Genomic DNA, 15,056 nt, shown 5'->3' with positions numbered 1-15,056 from the left:
CGAGGATTCGGCAAGACATGCCTTTCCTACGGCTTGCGGGCGGTTTAGGTCCCTTCGCATGACCGCGCCAATCGCCTTTAATGACTTACGCTTTTCGGACCGGTTTTCGCTGCCTTGCATTTTTGCTCATGAACACTGTCACACCTGTCACACCCTTGCGAGAAACCATGGTTGAAACCGACACCATCCCGACCGAAAACCCGCTGGCCATCTTCGATGACTGGTTCGCCGAGGCACAGGATTGCGAGCCCAACGATCCCAATGCGATGTGCCTCGCCACGGCGACGCCGCAAGGTTGCCCGTCCGCTCGCATGGTGCTGCTCAAAGGCCATGATGAACGCGGTTTCGTGTTTTACACCAATGCAAAGAGCCGCAAAGGCGGTGAAATCCGCGCCAATATGCAGGCCGCGCTGCTGTTTCACTGGAAGAGCCTGCGCCGCCAGATCCGCATCGAAGGCCCGCTCGAGGAAGTGAGCAGTGCGGAGGCGGATGCCTACTTCCACTCGCGCCCGTTCAAAAGCCAGGTCGGCAGCGCGGCGAGTGACCAGTCCTCTCCGCTGCCCGATCGGCAGGTCTATCTCGATCAGGTGGAGCTGCTGCGCGAGCGCTACGAAGACGCAGGCGAGGTGCCTCGCCCGCCGCATTGGACAGGCTTTCGCTGCCAGCCCCGCGCTATCGAGTTCTGGACCGACCGCCCGAACCGCCTGCACGAGCGGCGGCGGTTCATCTCTGATGGTGGCGGCTGGACCAGCAGCTTGCTCTATCCGTGAAGACAGGCATCCCAACCTCCGTTCGTCCTGAGCCTGTCGAAGGGCGCGAGCGGCTACGTCCTTCGACAGGCTCAGGACGAACGGGGAGTCGCGCATGAACGATACCCGCGCCGCCCTCACCAAAAGCGCAGCCTTGGCCTCTATCGCAGTGGCGCTGCTGCTGGGCGCGCTCAAGATCTGGGCGGTGTGGCAAACGAGCTCCACCGCCATGCTCGGCTCGCTCGCCGATACGGCGCTTGACTTTGTGGCGAGCCTTGCGGTGCTGGTCGCAGTCATCGTCGCCGCGCAGCCTGCCGATGCCAACCACCGGTTTGGACACGGCAAGGCTGAATCGCTCGCGGCCATGTTCCAGGTGATCCTCATCGTCCTGTCCGCCAGCGCGCTTAGCTTCCGCGCAGTGCTGCACCTGATCGAGGGCGGAGAAACGAAGGCGGCAGAGGCAGGCATCGGCGTATCGGTGATCGCTATCGTTGCAACGCTCGCGCTGGTGGCGTGGCAGCGACATGTGGTGATGCGCACCAACTCCATCGCAATTTCGACCGACAGCGTGCATTACCAGTCGGACCTGCTGCTCAACCTCGCGGTGATCGCGGCGCTGGTGCTCGACCAGTATATGGGCTTCACCAAAGCCGACCCGCTGTTCGGCCTCGGCATTGCGGCCTGGCTTCTGTGGAACGCGTGGCAGGCGTCGAGCGAGGCGATCGATCACCTGATGGATCATGAATGGCCCGAAGAGCAGCGCCGCGCCTTTGTCGAGCGCGCTGCCCGCCACCCCGAGCTCGCCAAGATGCACGATCTGCGCACCCGCACCAGCGGCACGCATGACTTCGCGCAGTTCCACGTCGATCTGCCTGCAGACATGACCGTGGCCGAGGCGCATGATGTGATCGAGCGTGTGGAGACGGACTTGTGCGAGGCTTTCCCCAACACCGAGATCCTGATCCATATCGACCCGGAAGGCCATGTGGATGAGCCGGGCAATACGCTTGTCGAGGCAGACGAGTTCAAGAAGTTGAAGGAGCCAGAATGAGCACCACCACCAAAGCGATTCCCTATTGGCATGTCGATGCATTCGCGGAAGAGGCGTATGGCGGCAACCAGGCCGCAGTAGTCATTGTCGATGCTTGGCCGAGTGATGACGTGATGCGCACGGTCGCGGCGGAGAACATGTTCGCCGAAACCGCCTTCCTGATTCCCACGCCAACCGGCGAGGCGGATTACAAGCTGCGCTGGTTCACGCCTACCCTCGAAGTCGCGCTGTGCGGCCATGCGACGCTGGCTTCGGGCCATGCAGTCCTGTCTGGCAATGAGGCAAAGGGGCGAGTGACCTTTTCGACTCGCAAAGCCGGTATTCTGGAAGTGCGCCGCGCTGGCGACCGGTACGAACTGGCGCTCCCTGCGATCCCGACCGAGCAGGAGGCGTTCGACGACGCGGTTGCGCTGCTCGGCACCCAGCCGCGCGAGGTGTGGCGCAATCCGGGCCGATACAACATCTTCCTGTTCGACCATGCCGAACAGATCCGCGCGCTCGATCCGGATCTTCGCGCTTTGGCAAAGCTGGGCGATCACCAGTTCATCTGTACCGCTCCCGGCGAGGAGACCGATGTGATCACCCGCAACTTCGTGCCTGGCGGCGGAGTCGATGAAGATCCCTTCACCGGCAGCGCTCATGCCGTCCTCACACCCTTCTGGTGTAAGCGGCTGGGAGTGGAAAGCTTCACTGCCTTTCAAGCGAGCGAACGCGGCGGGCACGCAATCTGCCGCCTCGACGGAGACCGCGCGATCCTGACGGGCGGCTGTGTGACTGTGGTGGAGGGGACCTTCTACCTGACCGGATAGAGCGCGAAGATATCGGCCAATTCCTCAACCAGCGCAGGTCGCTCCTCGCCTTGCGTCATTCCCATGCGCACCACGGTCAGCCGCTGATCCGGCGAGACTATCACATATTGGCCGAGTCTGCCGACCATGGCGAAGGCTGTATCCGGGCCCTGCTCTGCAAACAGGACATTGCGGTCCGCCTCGGTCGCGCGGTTGAGCCACAATTGCGCGCCGTAATCATCCGATGCCGGACTGGGCGTGCGCATGAAGTCGATCCAACGCCGCGGGACGACTTGCACGCCGCCTGCAACCCCGCCTGTGCGCATGAATTCACCAAGCTTCGCCCAATCGCGCGGGGTCGCCCAAAAATTGCTGCCGCCCAGCAGCGTACCGCTCGCGTCATACTCGCCGACGAGCGATGGCACGCCGATCGGCCCGGCGATGCGGGCGGCAACATAATCCGCCATGGCCTGCTGCCGGTCTTCGGCATCCTCATCGGGCGCAAGCAAATCGGTGGCGATGTCGGCAAGGATCATGCTGGTGGGGGTCGAATACTGGAAAGTCGAACCCGGCTCATCTTCAAGCGGCTGCGCTTCCGCCCATGCCGCCATGTCGCCGCGCCCTTCGAGATACATCATGCGCACTTCCGGCGAGGTGTAGAGCGGTGCTGCGGCTTCTTCATGCCGAAGGCCGGAGCGCATCTGCAGCAGCTGGCGCAAAGTGATATCGCTGCGCGGATCGCCAGTGCGCTGCCAGGAAGATACAGGCGCCGGATCATCGAGCCGCAAACGCCCGTCTGCAACGAGCGAGCCGATGATGAGCCCGGTCACACTTTTGGACATGGACCAACCGATCTGAGGCGCTTCCGGATCGATCCCGGCAGCGTATCGCTCGGCAACGATCTCGCCCTCGTGCATGACGATCAGCGCACGCGTCTCGCCCACACCCTCTGCAGTGAACACGTCATCTACCGCCCGCGCCAGCTGCTCCTGCGATACTCCCGGCTCGACTACCACGGCATTCAGTGCTTCTTCGGGAAGCGGCGGAATGGGCGGAGGTCCGTCCTGCGCACAGGCGCCCAGCAGCGCGGCAATCATGCCGAGCGCCATCACAGCTCTTGGCGAGCGGCGCTGTTGGCGGCTAGGGGAGGTGCGACGCGTCATCGGGACGCATCCTTTCCTGCAGGAACTTGCAAATGGCAACCGGAAAACAGGCCAAGACAAGCCTCTTCTCCATTCTCTTGCGCGCTACCGGCTTTATGGTCGTTGCCGTGTTCCTGATCACGTTCTTCTTCGGTGAAGCCATCGCAGGCTTCAGCGATGTCGGCACAAGCTACGCAGCCAAGCACGGTTGCGGCTGCGTCTATATTGCTGGGCGCGATATCGATAGTTGCTATGCCGACCTGACGCCCGAAATGTGGCCGATCTGGCTCAGCGAAGATGCCGATGCACAAAGCGTCTCTGCGTCGATCCCGCTGATCGCGAGCGAAGAAGCGAGCTACCGCGAAGGGTATGGCTGCGTGCTGGAAGCTTACTCGCGCTAAGAATCAGGCGGGTTGCGTGGCCTCGATCCAGCCGCCACCCACAACGCGTTCCCCTGCATAGATGACAGCTGCCTGCCCCGGCGCGACACCGAATTCGGGCTGGGCGAAGCGGATCGACACCGTCTCGCCATCACCGATCGCCCCCTCCAGCGTCACAGGCACAGGCTTCGCGAGCGAGCGCACCTTCGCGGTCAGCGGCACGTCCGGCACCGGCCCGATGCGATTGGTTTCGATGACTTCCGCAGCGACAACGGCTAGCAGACGCTTGGGCCCCACGCGGACCTCCGCCTTTTCCGGATCGAGACCCACGACATACAGAGGCTCCGGCTGACCGCCGATTTCCAATCCGCGCCGTTGACCGACGGTATAGTGGATAATGCCGGGATGACGCCCCAGCTCTTCCCCGGTCTCCGCATGCACGATTGCACCGTCACGCGCGCCTTCGGGGCGCATCTTTTTGACGATCTTGGCATAGTCGCCATCGGGCACGAAGCAGATATCCTGGCTGTCCGGCTTTGCGGCGACGACAAGGCCAAAGCTTTCGGCAATCTCGCGCACTTGCGACTTGGGCAGGCCGCCTAGCGGGAAGCGCAGGTAATCGAGCTGCTCCTCCGTCGTCGCGTAAAGGAAATAGGACTGATCGCGCGCCGGATCGAGCGCGCGGTGCAGTTCCACGCCATGCTCTGCCTCTACGCGGCGCACATAATGCCCGGTGGCAAGGCAATCCGCACCCAGCTCTCGCGCCATGCGGAAGAGGTCGGTGAATTTCGGCCCCATATTGCAGCGGATGCAGGGGATGGGCGTGCGCCCGGCGAGATATTCGTCGGCGAAAGTCTCGACCACGTCTTCGCGAAAGGCGCTTTCATGATCGAAGACGTAATGCGCGATGCCCAGCCTGTCGGCCACTTGCCGCGCATCGCGAATATCGTCGCCTGCACAGCACGCGCCCTTGCGCCCCGTTGCAGCGCCGTAATCGTAGAGCTGCAGCGTAATGCCGATAACCTCGGCACCGGTCTGCGCGGCTAGCGCAGCCACTACCGACGAGTCGACACCGCCAGACATCGCTACGACGATGCGGCATTGGGATGCCGGGCGGGGCAGGTCGAACAGCGCTTCGGCGTTAACGCTTTCCGGCAAGCTTGCAATATCGGTGAGAGCCTCGGTCATGGGCGCAGCCCATACACTCAAGCGGCGGTCTGCAAAACCCCGCGCTGGATGTAACATTTGGTTAAGCGGGATTTTACCGGATCTTGACGCTTCCGCCTTATCGGAAGCTGTATGTTTGAAGGAAAACCCCCTGTGCCCCCTGCGGCGCGCGCTTTGAATCGCGGCGAATCTGCCGATGAAGAGCTGAGCGCTCTCAGCTGGTCCGATCTGGTCGCGAAGCTGGCTGCCGCGCGCGATCTGCGAGGAACGCTGACGCAGGAAGAGGAAGCCGCGCTTGCCAGCTTCGATCCGGACTGCGCCGCGCATATCGCATCGCATCAGGACAAGTTCCCTGAAGATAGCAAACGGGACGTTAACCCTAATGGTTTAGGCAATAGCAAAGGGACTGGCGGCAGTGTCGTTTCGCCCAATGATAACGACGATCCGGCGATCCGAGGAAATTCATGATTGAGAACCAGAAAATCCGTCCGGCACAAGTGATTGGCCCCCTTGGGGAGCCACTTACACTTGATGACCTGCCTTCGCCGAAGACGAAGCGTTGGGTCGTGCGTCGCAAGGCGGAAGTCGTCGCGGCTGTGAATGGCGGCCTGCTGACGATCGACGAGGTTCTCGAACGCTATGGCCTTACCCTGGAAGAATTCGCCAGCTGGCAGCGCGCGGTGGACCGCTCAGGCATGCAGGGCCTTCGTGTCACCCGCATCCAGCATTACCGCGATTTGTATGAGCGCCAGCTCAAATACTGATCTGAAACACCGATATCCGCGCTGGTCCAGACACTAGCGCATCACCAGCCACCACCCACGCAGGGGCGGTCCGGAACAGCCGGGCCGCCCCTGCGTATTAACATGCACAGTCCAAATGGTGGATTTGTATAAGGAGTAGAGGGTTATGGAAGGTGATGGCGTAGGCATTATTGTGATGATCATCGTCGGCGGTATCGCCGGCTGGCTTGCGAGCATGGTCATGGGACGCAACGCGTCGATGGGTATCATACTCAATATCGTCGTCGGAGTTATCGGAGGCTTCCTTGGCGGCTTCCTCCTTGGTGGTCTGATTACGGTCGATGGTTGGCTTGGCTACCTGATTACGGCGTTCATTGGCGCCGTGGTGTTGTTGCTGATTGCGAACCTTATCCAGCGTGGCCGGGTAAAATAACGCCTCAAAACGCTTGAGTTTCGTCACGAGGGCGGGCCAATTCGGTGGCCCGCCCTTTTCGCGTATGATTGCACTTCGTCGGGCGATGAGCGTTTTTGGCAGATGCCGCCATTGCCGCGCTGGCTGGACCTGTCTAGGGCGAGATCGCCGTATTCTCGGACTTCGCGTAAGAGCGAGGGCCGTGCTATGCGTCGCATTGGACTTAGAAGGCGCATGCCGATGAATTTCGAAACGACAGTGGATGCATCCGACATGGCGCGGGCGGGAAATGGCGCTGCGGGCGGTGATGGCGCTCGTGTAGACGAAATGCGCGATACTGGTCGCAAGCGCTCGCTCTTTATCGCGCTGGCGGTCCTTGTCGTTGCAGCGATCGTCGCGGCTTTCATGCTGTCAGGCGGTGAGGAAGAGCCTGCCTTCGCGCCGGACGATGCAGGCAATCTGCCCGCAGTCACCGTGTTGGCCCCCGGATCGGGTACAATCCAAGGTGTCATCAACGCAACCGGTACGCTCGCGGCGCGCCGGGAAATGCCGGTAGGCGTCGTCGGCGAAGGAGGGCGTGTCACCGCTGTGCGCGTCGAAGCGGGCGAGTGGGTGCGCGCCGGAGAGGTCCTGGCAGTGATCGATCGCTCCGTCCAGAACCAGCAGGCCGCCAGCCAGCAGGCGCAAGTCGCCGTAGCGCAGGCGGATGCCGATCTCGCGCAATCGAATCTCGACCGTGCCCTGCAATTGGTGGAGCGCGGTTTTATCTCGCAGGCCGATATCGACCGGTTGACAGCGACGCGCGATGCCGCCGTCGCGCGCGTTGCCGTGGCCCGCGCGCAGTTGGGGGAGCGCCAGGCACGTAACGCTCAGCTTAGCATCGTCGCCCCGGCAGCGGGCTATGTTCTCACGCGCAATGTCGAAGTCGGCCAGACAGTCGGTGCAGGCAGCGGAACGCTCTTCAGCATCGCACGCGGCGGCGAAATGGAACTGCTTGCCCGGGTCGGTGAAGCGGAACTGGCTGCGCTTTCCATCGGCGCGATGGGCGTTGTTACGCCGGTCGGCACTGATCAGCAGTTTACCTGCCAGATCTGGCAAACCTCGCCCGTGATCGATGAAAATACGCGGCAGGGCACGGCGCGCTGTGCGCTGGCCTATGATCCGGCGCTCCGTCCGGGCGGATTTGCGTCCATTGCGCTCAATGGCGAGACAGTGGTCGCGCCGCGCCTTCCGGAAAGCGCCGTCTTGTCGGATGACCAAGGCAGCTATGTCTACATCGTCAATGACGAGAACGTCGTCGAGCGTGTCGATGTCGAACTGGGCGAAATCAGCGATGAAGGCGTGGCGATTGCCGCAGGCCTTGTCGGTACGGAACGTGTCGTGCTGCGTGCCGGCGGTTTCCTGACGCCGGGTGAAGAAGTGCGCCCCGTGGCGGAGGGCGCGAGCTAGGGCCGGATCATGGATTTCAGCCAAATCTCCGCATGGTCGATCCGCAATCCGATCGTCCCGATCCTGGCTTTTATCGGCCTGATGCTGATGGGCATCACTGCCTTTCAGGAAATGGATGTTCAGGACAATCCGGATATCGAATTCCCCGTCGTTCAGGTCAGCATTTCGCAGCCCGGCGCCGCGCCATCCGAAGTTGAAAACCAGATTACCCAGCGCGTCGAAGCGGCCGTGGAAACGCTCGACGGCATTGAGAACATGTATTCCTCCGCCAGCGAGGGGAATTCCTTCACCAGCATCGAATTCGCGCTCGGCACCGACATCGCCGAAGCGGTGAACGAAGTAAAAAGTGAAATCGATAACATCCGCGGCGAATTGCCCGATGGCATTCTCGAACCGCGCGTGTTCAAGCAGGCGACGAGCTCTCGCCCCATCGTGAGCTTCGGCGTCGCCGCCGATGATATGACGCTGGAACAGCTTTCCTGGTTTATCGATGACACGGTTACCAAGGAATTGCTGACAGTCGATGGATTGGCGGAAGTCAGCCGTAGCGGCGGGGTGGACCGCGAAATCCTGGTGATCCTCGACCCCGCGCGGATGCAGTCGCTCGGCGTAACGGCCAGCCAGGTCAACGGCGCGCTGCGACAGGTCAATTTCAACGCTGCAGGCGGCCAGGCGGAAATCGCCGGATCGCGCCAATCGGTGCGCGTACTTGGCAATGCCGAGACTGCGTATGAACTCTCGCAAATGCAGCTCAATCTCGGCGGCGGGCGCACGGTCAAACTGACGGATATCGCTTCTGTGCGGGACAGCTTCGGCGAAGTCCGCACGGTGGCCAAAGTCAACGGGCAGCAGGTCGTCACTTTCTCCATCACGCGCGCGCGGGGCGAAAGTGATGTGCGTGTCTATGACGAAGCGATGGAAGTGCTCACGCGTGTCGAGGAAGCCAATCCCGGCGTGACCTTCACGCGCCTGTTCACGGAAGTCGACTACACCAAGGCACAGTATGAAAGCAGCATGGCTCTGCTTGTAGAGGGCGCTTTACTGGCCGTGGTGGTCGTTTTCCTGTTCCTGCGTGACTGGCGCGCGACCCTCATCGCTGCGCTCGCCATCCCGCTATCAGCCATTCCGACATTCTATTTCATGGAATGGCTCGGCTTCTCGCTGAACACTTTGTCGCTGCTCGCGCTGGGCCTCGTGGCTGGCGTGTTGGTGGATGATGCGATCGTGGAGATCGAGAACATCGTGCGCCACATGCGCATGGGCAAAAGCGCCTATCAGGCGAGTATCGATGCAGCGGACGAGATCGGCCTGCCCGTGGTTGCGACGACATTCTGTATCGTTGCCGTCTTCCTGCCGGTAGGGTTGATGCCGGGCATCTCCGGCCAGTTCTTCAAGAATTTCGGCCTCACCGTAGTGGTCGCCGTGCTGATGAGCCTGGCGGTGGCGCGAATGATCACGCCGATGGCGGCGGCTTACTTCCTGAAGGCCAAAGGTGAGTCCGAGCATGGCGGCGGCAAGTGGATGGATCGCTATATGCGCCTGCTGCGCTGGTCGCTCGACAGTAAGGCCTTTGTCGCCATGCGGCAGCGCGTCGGTCAGGCGCGCACGCGTTGGTGGTTTGTCCCGCTCAATCTCCTATCGGCGGTTGGCGTAATCGCGGCCATTTGGGGCGTGAGTGAGCTGGTCTCGGCGATGGGCGAAGCACCTGCAGAAGCGCCTGCCGCATCGGGTGATGAACAGGAATTGCCCGCTTGGTGGGTAATCTTGCTCGGCATTGCTGCACTGTGGTGCCTCGGTGCACTGATCAATATCGGCATCGGCACGCTTGCCGGACGCTTCAAGCAAAATGCGGATGGCGATCCCTTCGTCCATCGTTCGCGCTTCCTTGCCGCGCGTTTCCTCGATCACCGCGTCTGGATGATGCTGCTGGGCGTGGTCTCGCTGATTGCAACCATCTTTATTGCCGGATCCCTTCCGACGCAATTCTTCCCCGACTCCGATAGCGATTTCAGCCGCGTCAATGTCTCCATGGTGCCGGGCACCACGCTGGAGCAGACCGAGGCCGTCATCGACCGGATCTCCGCGCGTTTGAGCCAGGAACAAGAAGTGGCCGTGGCGCTAGGGATCGCCAATGAAGGCTCCGGCCGGATCAGTCTGGTGCTGCGCGACGATCGCGTCCGCTCCAGTCTGCAATTCGAGCGTGAAATGACGCCGATCCTGCAGGATATTCCCGATGCCCGCGTCAGCTTCCAGAACAATCAGGGCGGCGGCGGAGGCACGGGTCGCGCGATTTCGATCATGCTGTCCGGCTCCGATCCCGAATTGCTCGAAGCAACGGCGAACACTCTGGTTGAGCAAATGGAGACAGTCGAAGGCGCAGTCGCCCCGCGTATCGAACGCGATTTGCAGCGTCCTGAACTGTTGGTGACTCCCCGTGAAGACCTGGCCGCCAGCCTCGGCGTGACGACCGCGGCGCTGAGTCAGGCGATCCGCATCGCGACGCTTGGCGATATCGACCAGAACGCAGCGCGCTTCTCGCTCTCCGACCGTCAGATCCCCATCCGTGTGCGCTTGTCGGGAACGGCCCGCCGCGATCTTTCGAACATCGAGAACCTGCCTGTCCCCACCGCGAATGGCGGATCGGTGCCACTCTCGCGCGTGGCGGATATCTCGCTCGGCATGGGTCCGACGTCCATCGAGCGCTTCAATCAAAGCCGCCGCGTGTTTGTCGGCCTCGACATGGCACCCAATGTCGCGCGCGGCGATGTGCTGATGGCGATCAATTCGCTGCCGATCATGGAGAACCTGCCTGCCGGGGTTTCGAATATGCCTGTCGGCGCCGATGAATGGCAGGCGGACCTTGCTCGCGATTTTCAGACTGCGCTGATAACCGGTTTGTTCCTCGTCTTTGCGGTACTCGTATTGCTCTATCGCCGCGTGGTATCACCGCTCGTCAATATGGCGTCGCTTCTCTTGGCGCCGCTTGGTGGTTTCGTGGCGCTGGTCATTGCGGGCTATATCCAAGGCTTTTCGACCGGTAATTTCGCGCCGCTGCCGATTTCCATGCCGGTGTTTATCGGGATGCTGTTGCTTCTCGGCATCGTGTCCAAAAACTCCATCCTGCTTATCGATTTCGCGATCGAGGAAATGGAACGCGGCACCGGGAAACTCGCCGCCATCATGGAAGCAGGTCACAAGCGTGCCCAGCCTATCGTGATGACCACTGTGGCTATGACGGCAGGCATGGTGCCGACTGCGCTTTCGCTTGGCGGTGACAGCGCGTGGCGCGCACCCATGGGCACCACCGTGATCGGAGGATTGATCCTCTCTACCGTGCTGACCTTGGTCATCGTGCCTGCCGGCTTCAGCCTTGCCGACGGGATGGAAAAGAAGCTTGGCCCTTGGCTTCGTGACCGGTTTCTGACCTATAAGCCGGGTGATGAAGCAAGCGATGGATCACCTGCTGCACAGCCTGCAGAGTAAAAGATGGCGCTAACAGTCGCAGGAGCACCCCTGCCGCCTGACAAGGCGCGCCGCATGCGCATCACCGCCACGCTGATGCTGGTCGCGATGGCGGTGATCTTTGTAAGCTCGCACCAGATGCTCGCCGTGCACCCCGCATGGGGCTATGTGAACGCCTTTGCAGAGGCCGCCATGGTCGGCGGCTTGGCAGACTGGTTTGCGGTGACCGCGCTTTTCCGCCACCCGATGGGCCTGCCGATCCCGCACACGGCGATCATTCCTAAAAACAAGGATCGCATCGCCGATACGATGGCGGCTTTCCTGCGCTCCAATTTCCTCACCCCTGTCGTCGTCGCGCGGCGGATGCGCGAAATGAATGTCGCCAAGGCCGCGGGTGATTTCCTGACCAAGGGCGGCGGCGGAGAGGTCAACCGAATCAAGGCTGGCGCCGGGCAATTGCTCGTCGAATTGCTCGAATCCCTCGATCCGGACAGGCTCGGTCTGCAAGTGAAGGCGGGCCTCGCGCGGCAGGCGGAAAAGCTCGACGTCGCACCGCTGCTTGGCCGCGTGCTGGAAACTGCGATCGCCGATAATCGCCATCGCCCTCTCATAGACGGCTTCATCCGCTGGGCGGGGCTGACGCTGGAAGACAATGAGGACATGGTCCGCGACATGGTGCAGCAGCGCGCCAACGCCATTATCCGCTGGACCGGGCTCGACGGCAGGCTGGCGGAATCAGTGCTCGGTGGTCTCTACAAATTGCTCGCAGAAATGCATGTCGATCCGGAACATCCGGTGCGCGGGAAGGTGGAAGAAGGTCTCTCCAATTTGGCACAAGACCTCCAGCACGATCCCGAAATGCGCGCCCGGGTTGAGCGGATGAAGAACGATCTGCTCGCCAATCCGGCGGTCGCGGACTGGTGGATGGGCGTGTGGGAGCGGATGCGCCTCTCGCTCATCGAGATGGTGCGTAATCCCGATGCGGCCATGTCTGGCCAGATGGGATCAAGCCTCGCCGAACTGGGAAAAGCTCTCCAAAGCGATCCGGCGTTGCAGATACAGGTGAACCGCTTCGCTCGTCGCACGCTGGTGGGCGTGGTGACACGCTATGGCGAACAGATCGTCAGCCTGGTGTCGAATACGGTGAAAAGCTGGGACGCAGAAACGATCACCCTCCGGATAGAGCGCGCCGTGGGGCGCGATCTGCAATTCATCCGCATCAATGGTACTCTGGTAGGCGGGCTGGTCGGCCTGACCATCCATTTCCTCATCGAGGTTCTATGACCCTGCGCCATGCAGCCAGCCCAATGCTGGTCACCGATCGATTGGAGCTATGGCTGCCGCAGGCAGGCGACCTGCCGCGCATGATCGAGATTGTCGCCAATCCGGAAACGCATCGCTTCCTCGGTCCGCAAGGAACCTATGCCGACCATATGTCACGCATCATGCGCAACTCTGGCAGCTGGGGCCTGTTTGGCTACGGCATTCTGGCAGTGAAGCGCCGCGACAACGGAAGGATCATCGGCAACTGCGGCATATTTCACACGTGGCGCGGGTTGGGAGAGGATTTTGATGATCGCGCAGAGGGCGGCTGGATCATCGATGCCGAACACGTCGGCAATGGCTACGCCGAAGAGGCGATGCGCGCCGTGCTTGCCTGGTTCGACGCAGAATTCGGTCGCGAGGTTGTGGCGCTGATTACGCTCGGCAATGGCCCGTCCTTCCGGCTCGCGGAAAAACTGGGCTTTCGTGATTTGCGCGAAGCGGAAATGCCGGGCGGCGAGGCGGTGCAATTGCTCCGCAGGCCGCCACCCGGCTCTTGAAGCTTAAAGCTTTTCGGTCAGTTCCGGCACGGCATTGAACAGATCGGCGACGAGGCCGATGTCCGCCACCTGGAAGATCGGTGCGTCGGGATCCTTGTTGATCGCGACGATCGTCTTGGAATCCTTCATGCCCGCAAGGTGCTGGATCGCACCTGAAATACCGATGGCGATGTAGACTTCGGGTGCCACGATCTTGCCGGTCTGGCCGACCTGATAGTCGTTGGGCACATAGCCTGCATCCACCGCAGCACGCGATGCGCCGATGGCGGCACCGAGTTTGTCTGCCAGCGGTGTGATGTACTGTTCGAAAGTCTCCCCGTCTTTCAGCGCGCGGCCACCCGAAACGATGATCCCTGCACCGGTGAGTTCCGGACGGTCGCTTTCAACGGCATCCAGCTTTACGAATTCGCTGTTGCCATCACCGGTCGGGCCCGAGACTTCATCCACGCTGGCACTGCCGCCGGTGGCTTCAGCCTTTTCGAAAGCTGTTGTCCGCACCGTAATCACGCGCTTGGAATCCGAGCTTTCCACGGTCGCAATCGCGTTACCGGCATAGATCGGGCGCTTGAAAGTGGTCGGGCTCTCGATCGCAATGATGTCAGACACCTGCATCACATCGAGCAGAGCGGCAACGCGCGGCATCACATTCTTGCCGGTGGTGGTGGCAGGCGCGAGGATTGCATCGTAGCTATCGGCCAGGCTGACAATCAGCGGGGCTACGTTTTCCGGCAGCTGGTGGGCATAGGCAGCATCGACCGCGCGCAGCACCTTGGCGACGCCTGCAATCTGCGCAGCAGCACCGGCTGCAGCGCCGGCATCATCGCCGCCTGCGACCAGCACATGCACATCGCCGCCCAGCTGGGCTGCGGCAGTGACTGTTGAAAGGGTGGCTTCGGCGATTTCGCCGCCGTTATGTTCGGCAATTACAAGAGCAGTCATTTAGGCAACTCCCAGAGCTTTGAGCTTGGCGACGAGCGCGTCTACGTCTTCCACCATCTCGCCAGCCTGTCTTACCGGCGGTTCGGAAACGTTGGACATGGCAAGGCGCGGCGAAACATCGACACCGTAATCATCCGGCGTTTTCGTATCGAGCGGCTTTTTCTTCGCTTTCATGATGTTGGGCAGCGAAGCATAGCGCGGCTCATTGAGGCGCAAATCGGTGGTGATCACAGCCGGAAGGTCGAGCTTCACCGTTTCGAGGCCGCCATCGACTTCGCGGGTGACCGAGACACTGTCGCCGTCGATCTGGACCTTGCTGGCGAAAGTGCCCTGCGGGCGGCCCATCAGCGCGGCGAGCATCTGGCCGGTCTGGTTGGAGTCGTCGTCAATCGCCTGCTTGCCGAGCATGACGATGCCCGGGTCTTCTTCCTCGGCGATGGCTTTGAGGATCTTGGCGACAGCCAGCGGTTCGACATCCTGATCGGTCTCGACGAGGATCGCGCGGTCTGCACCCATGGCGAGCGCAGTGCGCAGCGTTTCCTGTGCCTTTGCCGGGCCGATGGAAACGGCGATGATTTCTTCGGCCTTTCCGGCCTCTTTCAGGCGGATCGCTTCTTCGACGGCGATTTCGCAAAACGGGTTCATGCTCATTTTGACATTGGCCAGGTCCACGCCTGAGCCATCCGCCTTCACGCGAGGCTTCACATTGTAATCGATAACCCGTTTGACCGGGACCAGAATTTTCATCGGGCTTTCCCTCAATCCAGAATTTGTCTACCGCTTATGTAAGCAAGTTGACGTATAGGTCAAGCAGAACTCTCGGCCTGCCATGAGGGATATACGCTTTGCGACCACTCCCTGTTCCTGTGCGAGGCGGCGCTCAGCGGATGCTGGTATGTGGCGCGCTCCACGCGTTTTGCGGATGGTAGAAAGCACGGGCCCGCCAGAGGT

The 15,056-nt window shown here is 61.5% G+C and carries 15 protein-coding genes; 11 read left to right on the top strand and 4 right to left on the bottom strand.

Translation table 11 applies throughout. The features are described 5' to 3' along the window. Window positions 1-167: 167 nt before the first annotated feature. From pdxH to I5L03_RS02010, 3 genes are all read left to right on the top strand, one after another. Window positions 168-770 (top strand): pyridoxamine 5'-phosphate oxidase, encoded by a 603-nt coding sequence (gene pdxH, locus I5L03_RS02020; RefSeq protein ID WP_197920032.1) that lies wholly within the window; start codon window positions 168-170, stop codon window positions 768-770. A gap of 94 nt (window positions 771-864) precedes the next feature. Then, entirely contained in the window at window positions 865-1,800 is a 936-nt protein-coding gene (locus tag I5L03_RS02015; RefSeq protein ID WP_197920031.1) for a cation diffusion facilitator family transporter, read from the top strand. Then, on the top strand, window positions 1,797-2,609 hold the full coding sequence (locus tag I5L03_RS02010) for a PhzF family phenazine biosynthesis protein (RefSeq protein ID WP_197920030.1): 813 nt from the start codon (window positions 1,797-1,799) through the stop codon (window positions 2,607-2,609). Before I5L03_RS02015 ends, I5L03_RS02010 begins: the two co-directional genes overlap by 4 nt. Here the strand turns inward: I5L03_RS02010 and I5L03_RS02005 are convergent. Then, entirely contained in the window at window positions 2,594-3,751 is a 1,158-nt protein-coding gene (locus I5L03_RS02005; RefSeq protein WP_197920029.1) for a serine hydrolase domain-containing protein, read from the bottom strand. The genes I5L03_RS02010 and I5L03_RS02005 overlap by 16 nt on opposite strands. Before the next feature lie 32 nt (window positions 3,752-3,783). Between I5L03_RS02005 and I5L03_RS02000 the strand changes: the two genes are divergently transcribed. Continuing rightward, window positions 3,784-4,131, top strand: coding sequence for a hypothetical protein (locus I5L03_RS02000; protein WP_197920028.1), 348 nt, complete (start codon window positions 3,784-3,786; stop codon window positions 4,129-4,131). A 3-nt stretch (window positions 4,132-4,134) separates the two neighbouring features. On the opposite strand, the gene mnmA is transcribed toward I5L03_RS02000, so the two are convergent. Beyond that, complete coding sequence (gene mnmA, locus I5L03_RS01995) at window positions 4,135-5,298, bottom strand: tRNA 2-thiouridine(34) synthase MnmA (protein WP_197920027.1); 1,164 nt, start codon at window positions 5,296-5,298, stop codon at window positions 4,135-4,137. Window positions 5,299-5,451: 153 nt separating this feature from the next. On the opposite strand from mnmA, the gene I5L03_RS01990 reads away from it, so the two are divergent. The 7 genes from I5L03_RS01990 (at window position 5,452) to I5L03_RS01960 (ending at window position 13,166) form a co-directional block, all read left to right on the top strand. Beyond that, on the top strand, window positions 5,452-5,745 hold the full coding sequence (locus I5L03_RS01990) for a hypothetical protein (RefSeq protein WP_197920026.1): 294 nt from the start codon (window positions 5,452-5,454) through the stop codon (window positions 5,743-5,745). After that, window positions 5,742-6,041 carry a CtrA inhibitor SciP gene (gene sciP / locus I5L03_RS01985; protein ID WP_128891530.1) on the top strand — a complete coding sequence of 100 codons (300 nt, stop codon included), beginning with the start codon at window positions 5,742-5,744 and terminating at the stop codon, window positions 6,039-6,041. The genes I5L03_RS01990 and sciP overlap by 4 nt, the downstream gene beginning before the upstream one ends. A 145-nt stretch (window positions 6,042-6,186) precedes the next feature. Then, window positions 6,187-6,453 (top strand): GlsB/YeaQ/YmgE family stress response membrane protein, encoded by a 267-nt coding sequence (locus I5L03_RS01980; protein ID WP_197920025.1) that lies wholly within the window; start codon window positions 6,187-6,189, stop codon window positions 6,451-6,453. A gap of 219 nt (window positions 6,454-6,672) precedes the next feature. Further along, a complete protein-coding gene (locus tag I5L03_RS01975; protein WP_197920024.1) occupies window positions 6,673-7,881 on the top strand; it encodes an efflux RND transporter periplasmic adaptor subunit in 1,209 nt (402 codons plus the stop codon). A gap of 9 nt (window positions 7,882-7,890) precedes the next feature. Next, window positions 7,891-11,364: an efflux RND transporter permease subunit gene (locus I5L03_RS01970; RefSeq protein ID WP_197920023.1), complete on the top strand. Its 3,474-nt coding sequence runs from the start codon at window positions 7,891-7,893 to the stop codon at window positions 11,362-11,364. Between the two features lie 54 nt (window positions 11,365-11,418). Further along, the gene (locus I5L03_RS01965; RefSeq protein WP_197920683.1) at window positions 11,419-12,627 is read left to right on the top strand and encodes a DUF445 domain-containing protein; all 1,209 of its coding nucleotides are present in this window, start codon (window positions 11,419-11,421) and stop codon (window positions 12,625-12,627) included. Next, window positions 12,624-13,166 carry a GNAT family N-acetyltransferase gene (locus tag I5L03_RS01960; RefSeq protein WP_197920022.1) on the top strand — a complete coding sequence of 181 codons (543 nt, stop codon included), beginning with the start codon at window positions 12,624-12,626 and terminating at the stop codon, window positions 13,164-13,166. Before I5L03_RS01965 ends, I5L03_RS01960 begins: the two co-directional genes overlap by 4 nt. A gap of 3 nt (window positions 13,167-13,169) precedes the next feature. Here I5L03_RS01960 and I5L03_RS01955 read toward each other — a convergent pair whose 3' ends face one another. Together I5L03_RS01955 and I5L03_RS01950 are read right to left on the bottom strand one after the other, a co-directional pair. After that, on the bottom strand, window positions 13,170-14,105 hold the full coding sequence (locus I5L03_RS01955) for an electron transfer flavoprotein subunit alpha/FixB family protein (RefSeq protein ID WP_197920021.1): 936 nt from the start codon (window positions 14,103-14,105) through the stop codon (window positions 13,170-13,172). Next, window positions 14,106-14,852, bottom strand: a complete 747-nt coding sequence (locus I5L03_RS01950; protein WP_197920020.1) for an electron transfer flavoprotein subunit beta/FixA family protein — start codon at window positions 14,850-14,852, stop codon at window positions 14,106-14,108. Window positions 14,853-15,056: the final 204 nt, after the last annotated feature.

The sequence above is a fragment of the Aurantiacibacter sediminis genome (genome assembly GCF_016019885.1).
GTDB lineage: Bacteria > Pseudomonadota > Alphaproteobacteria > Sphingomonadales > Sphingomonadaceae > Alteraurantiacibacter > Alteraurantiacibacter sediminis.
This window is presented reverse-complemented; position numbering and strand designations above follow the sequence as displayed.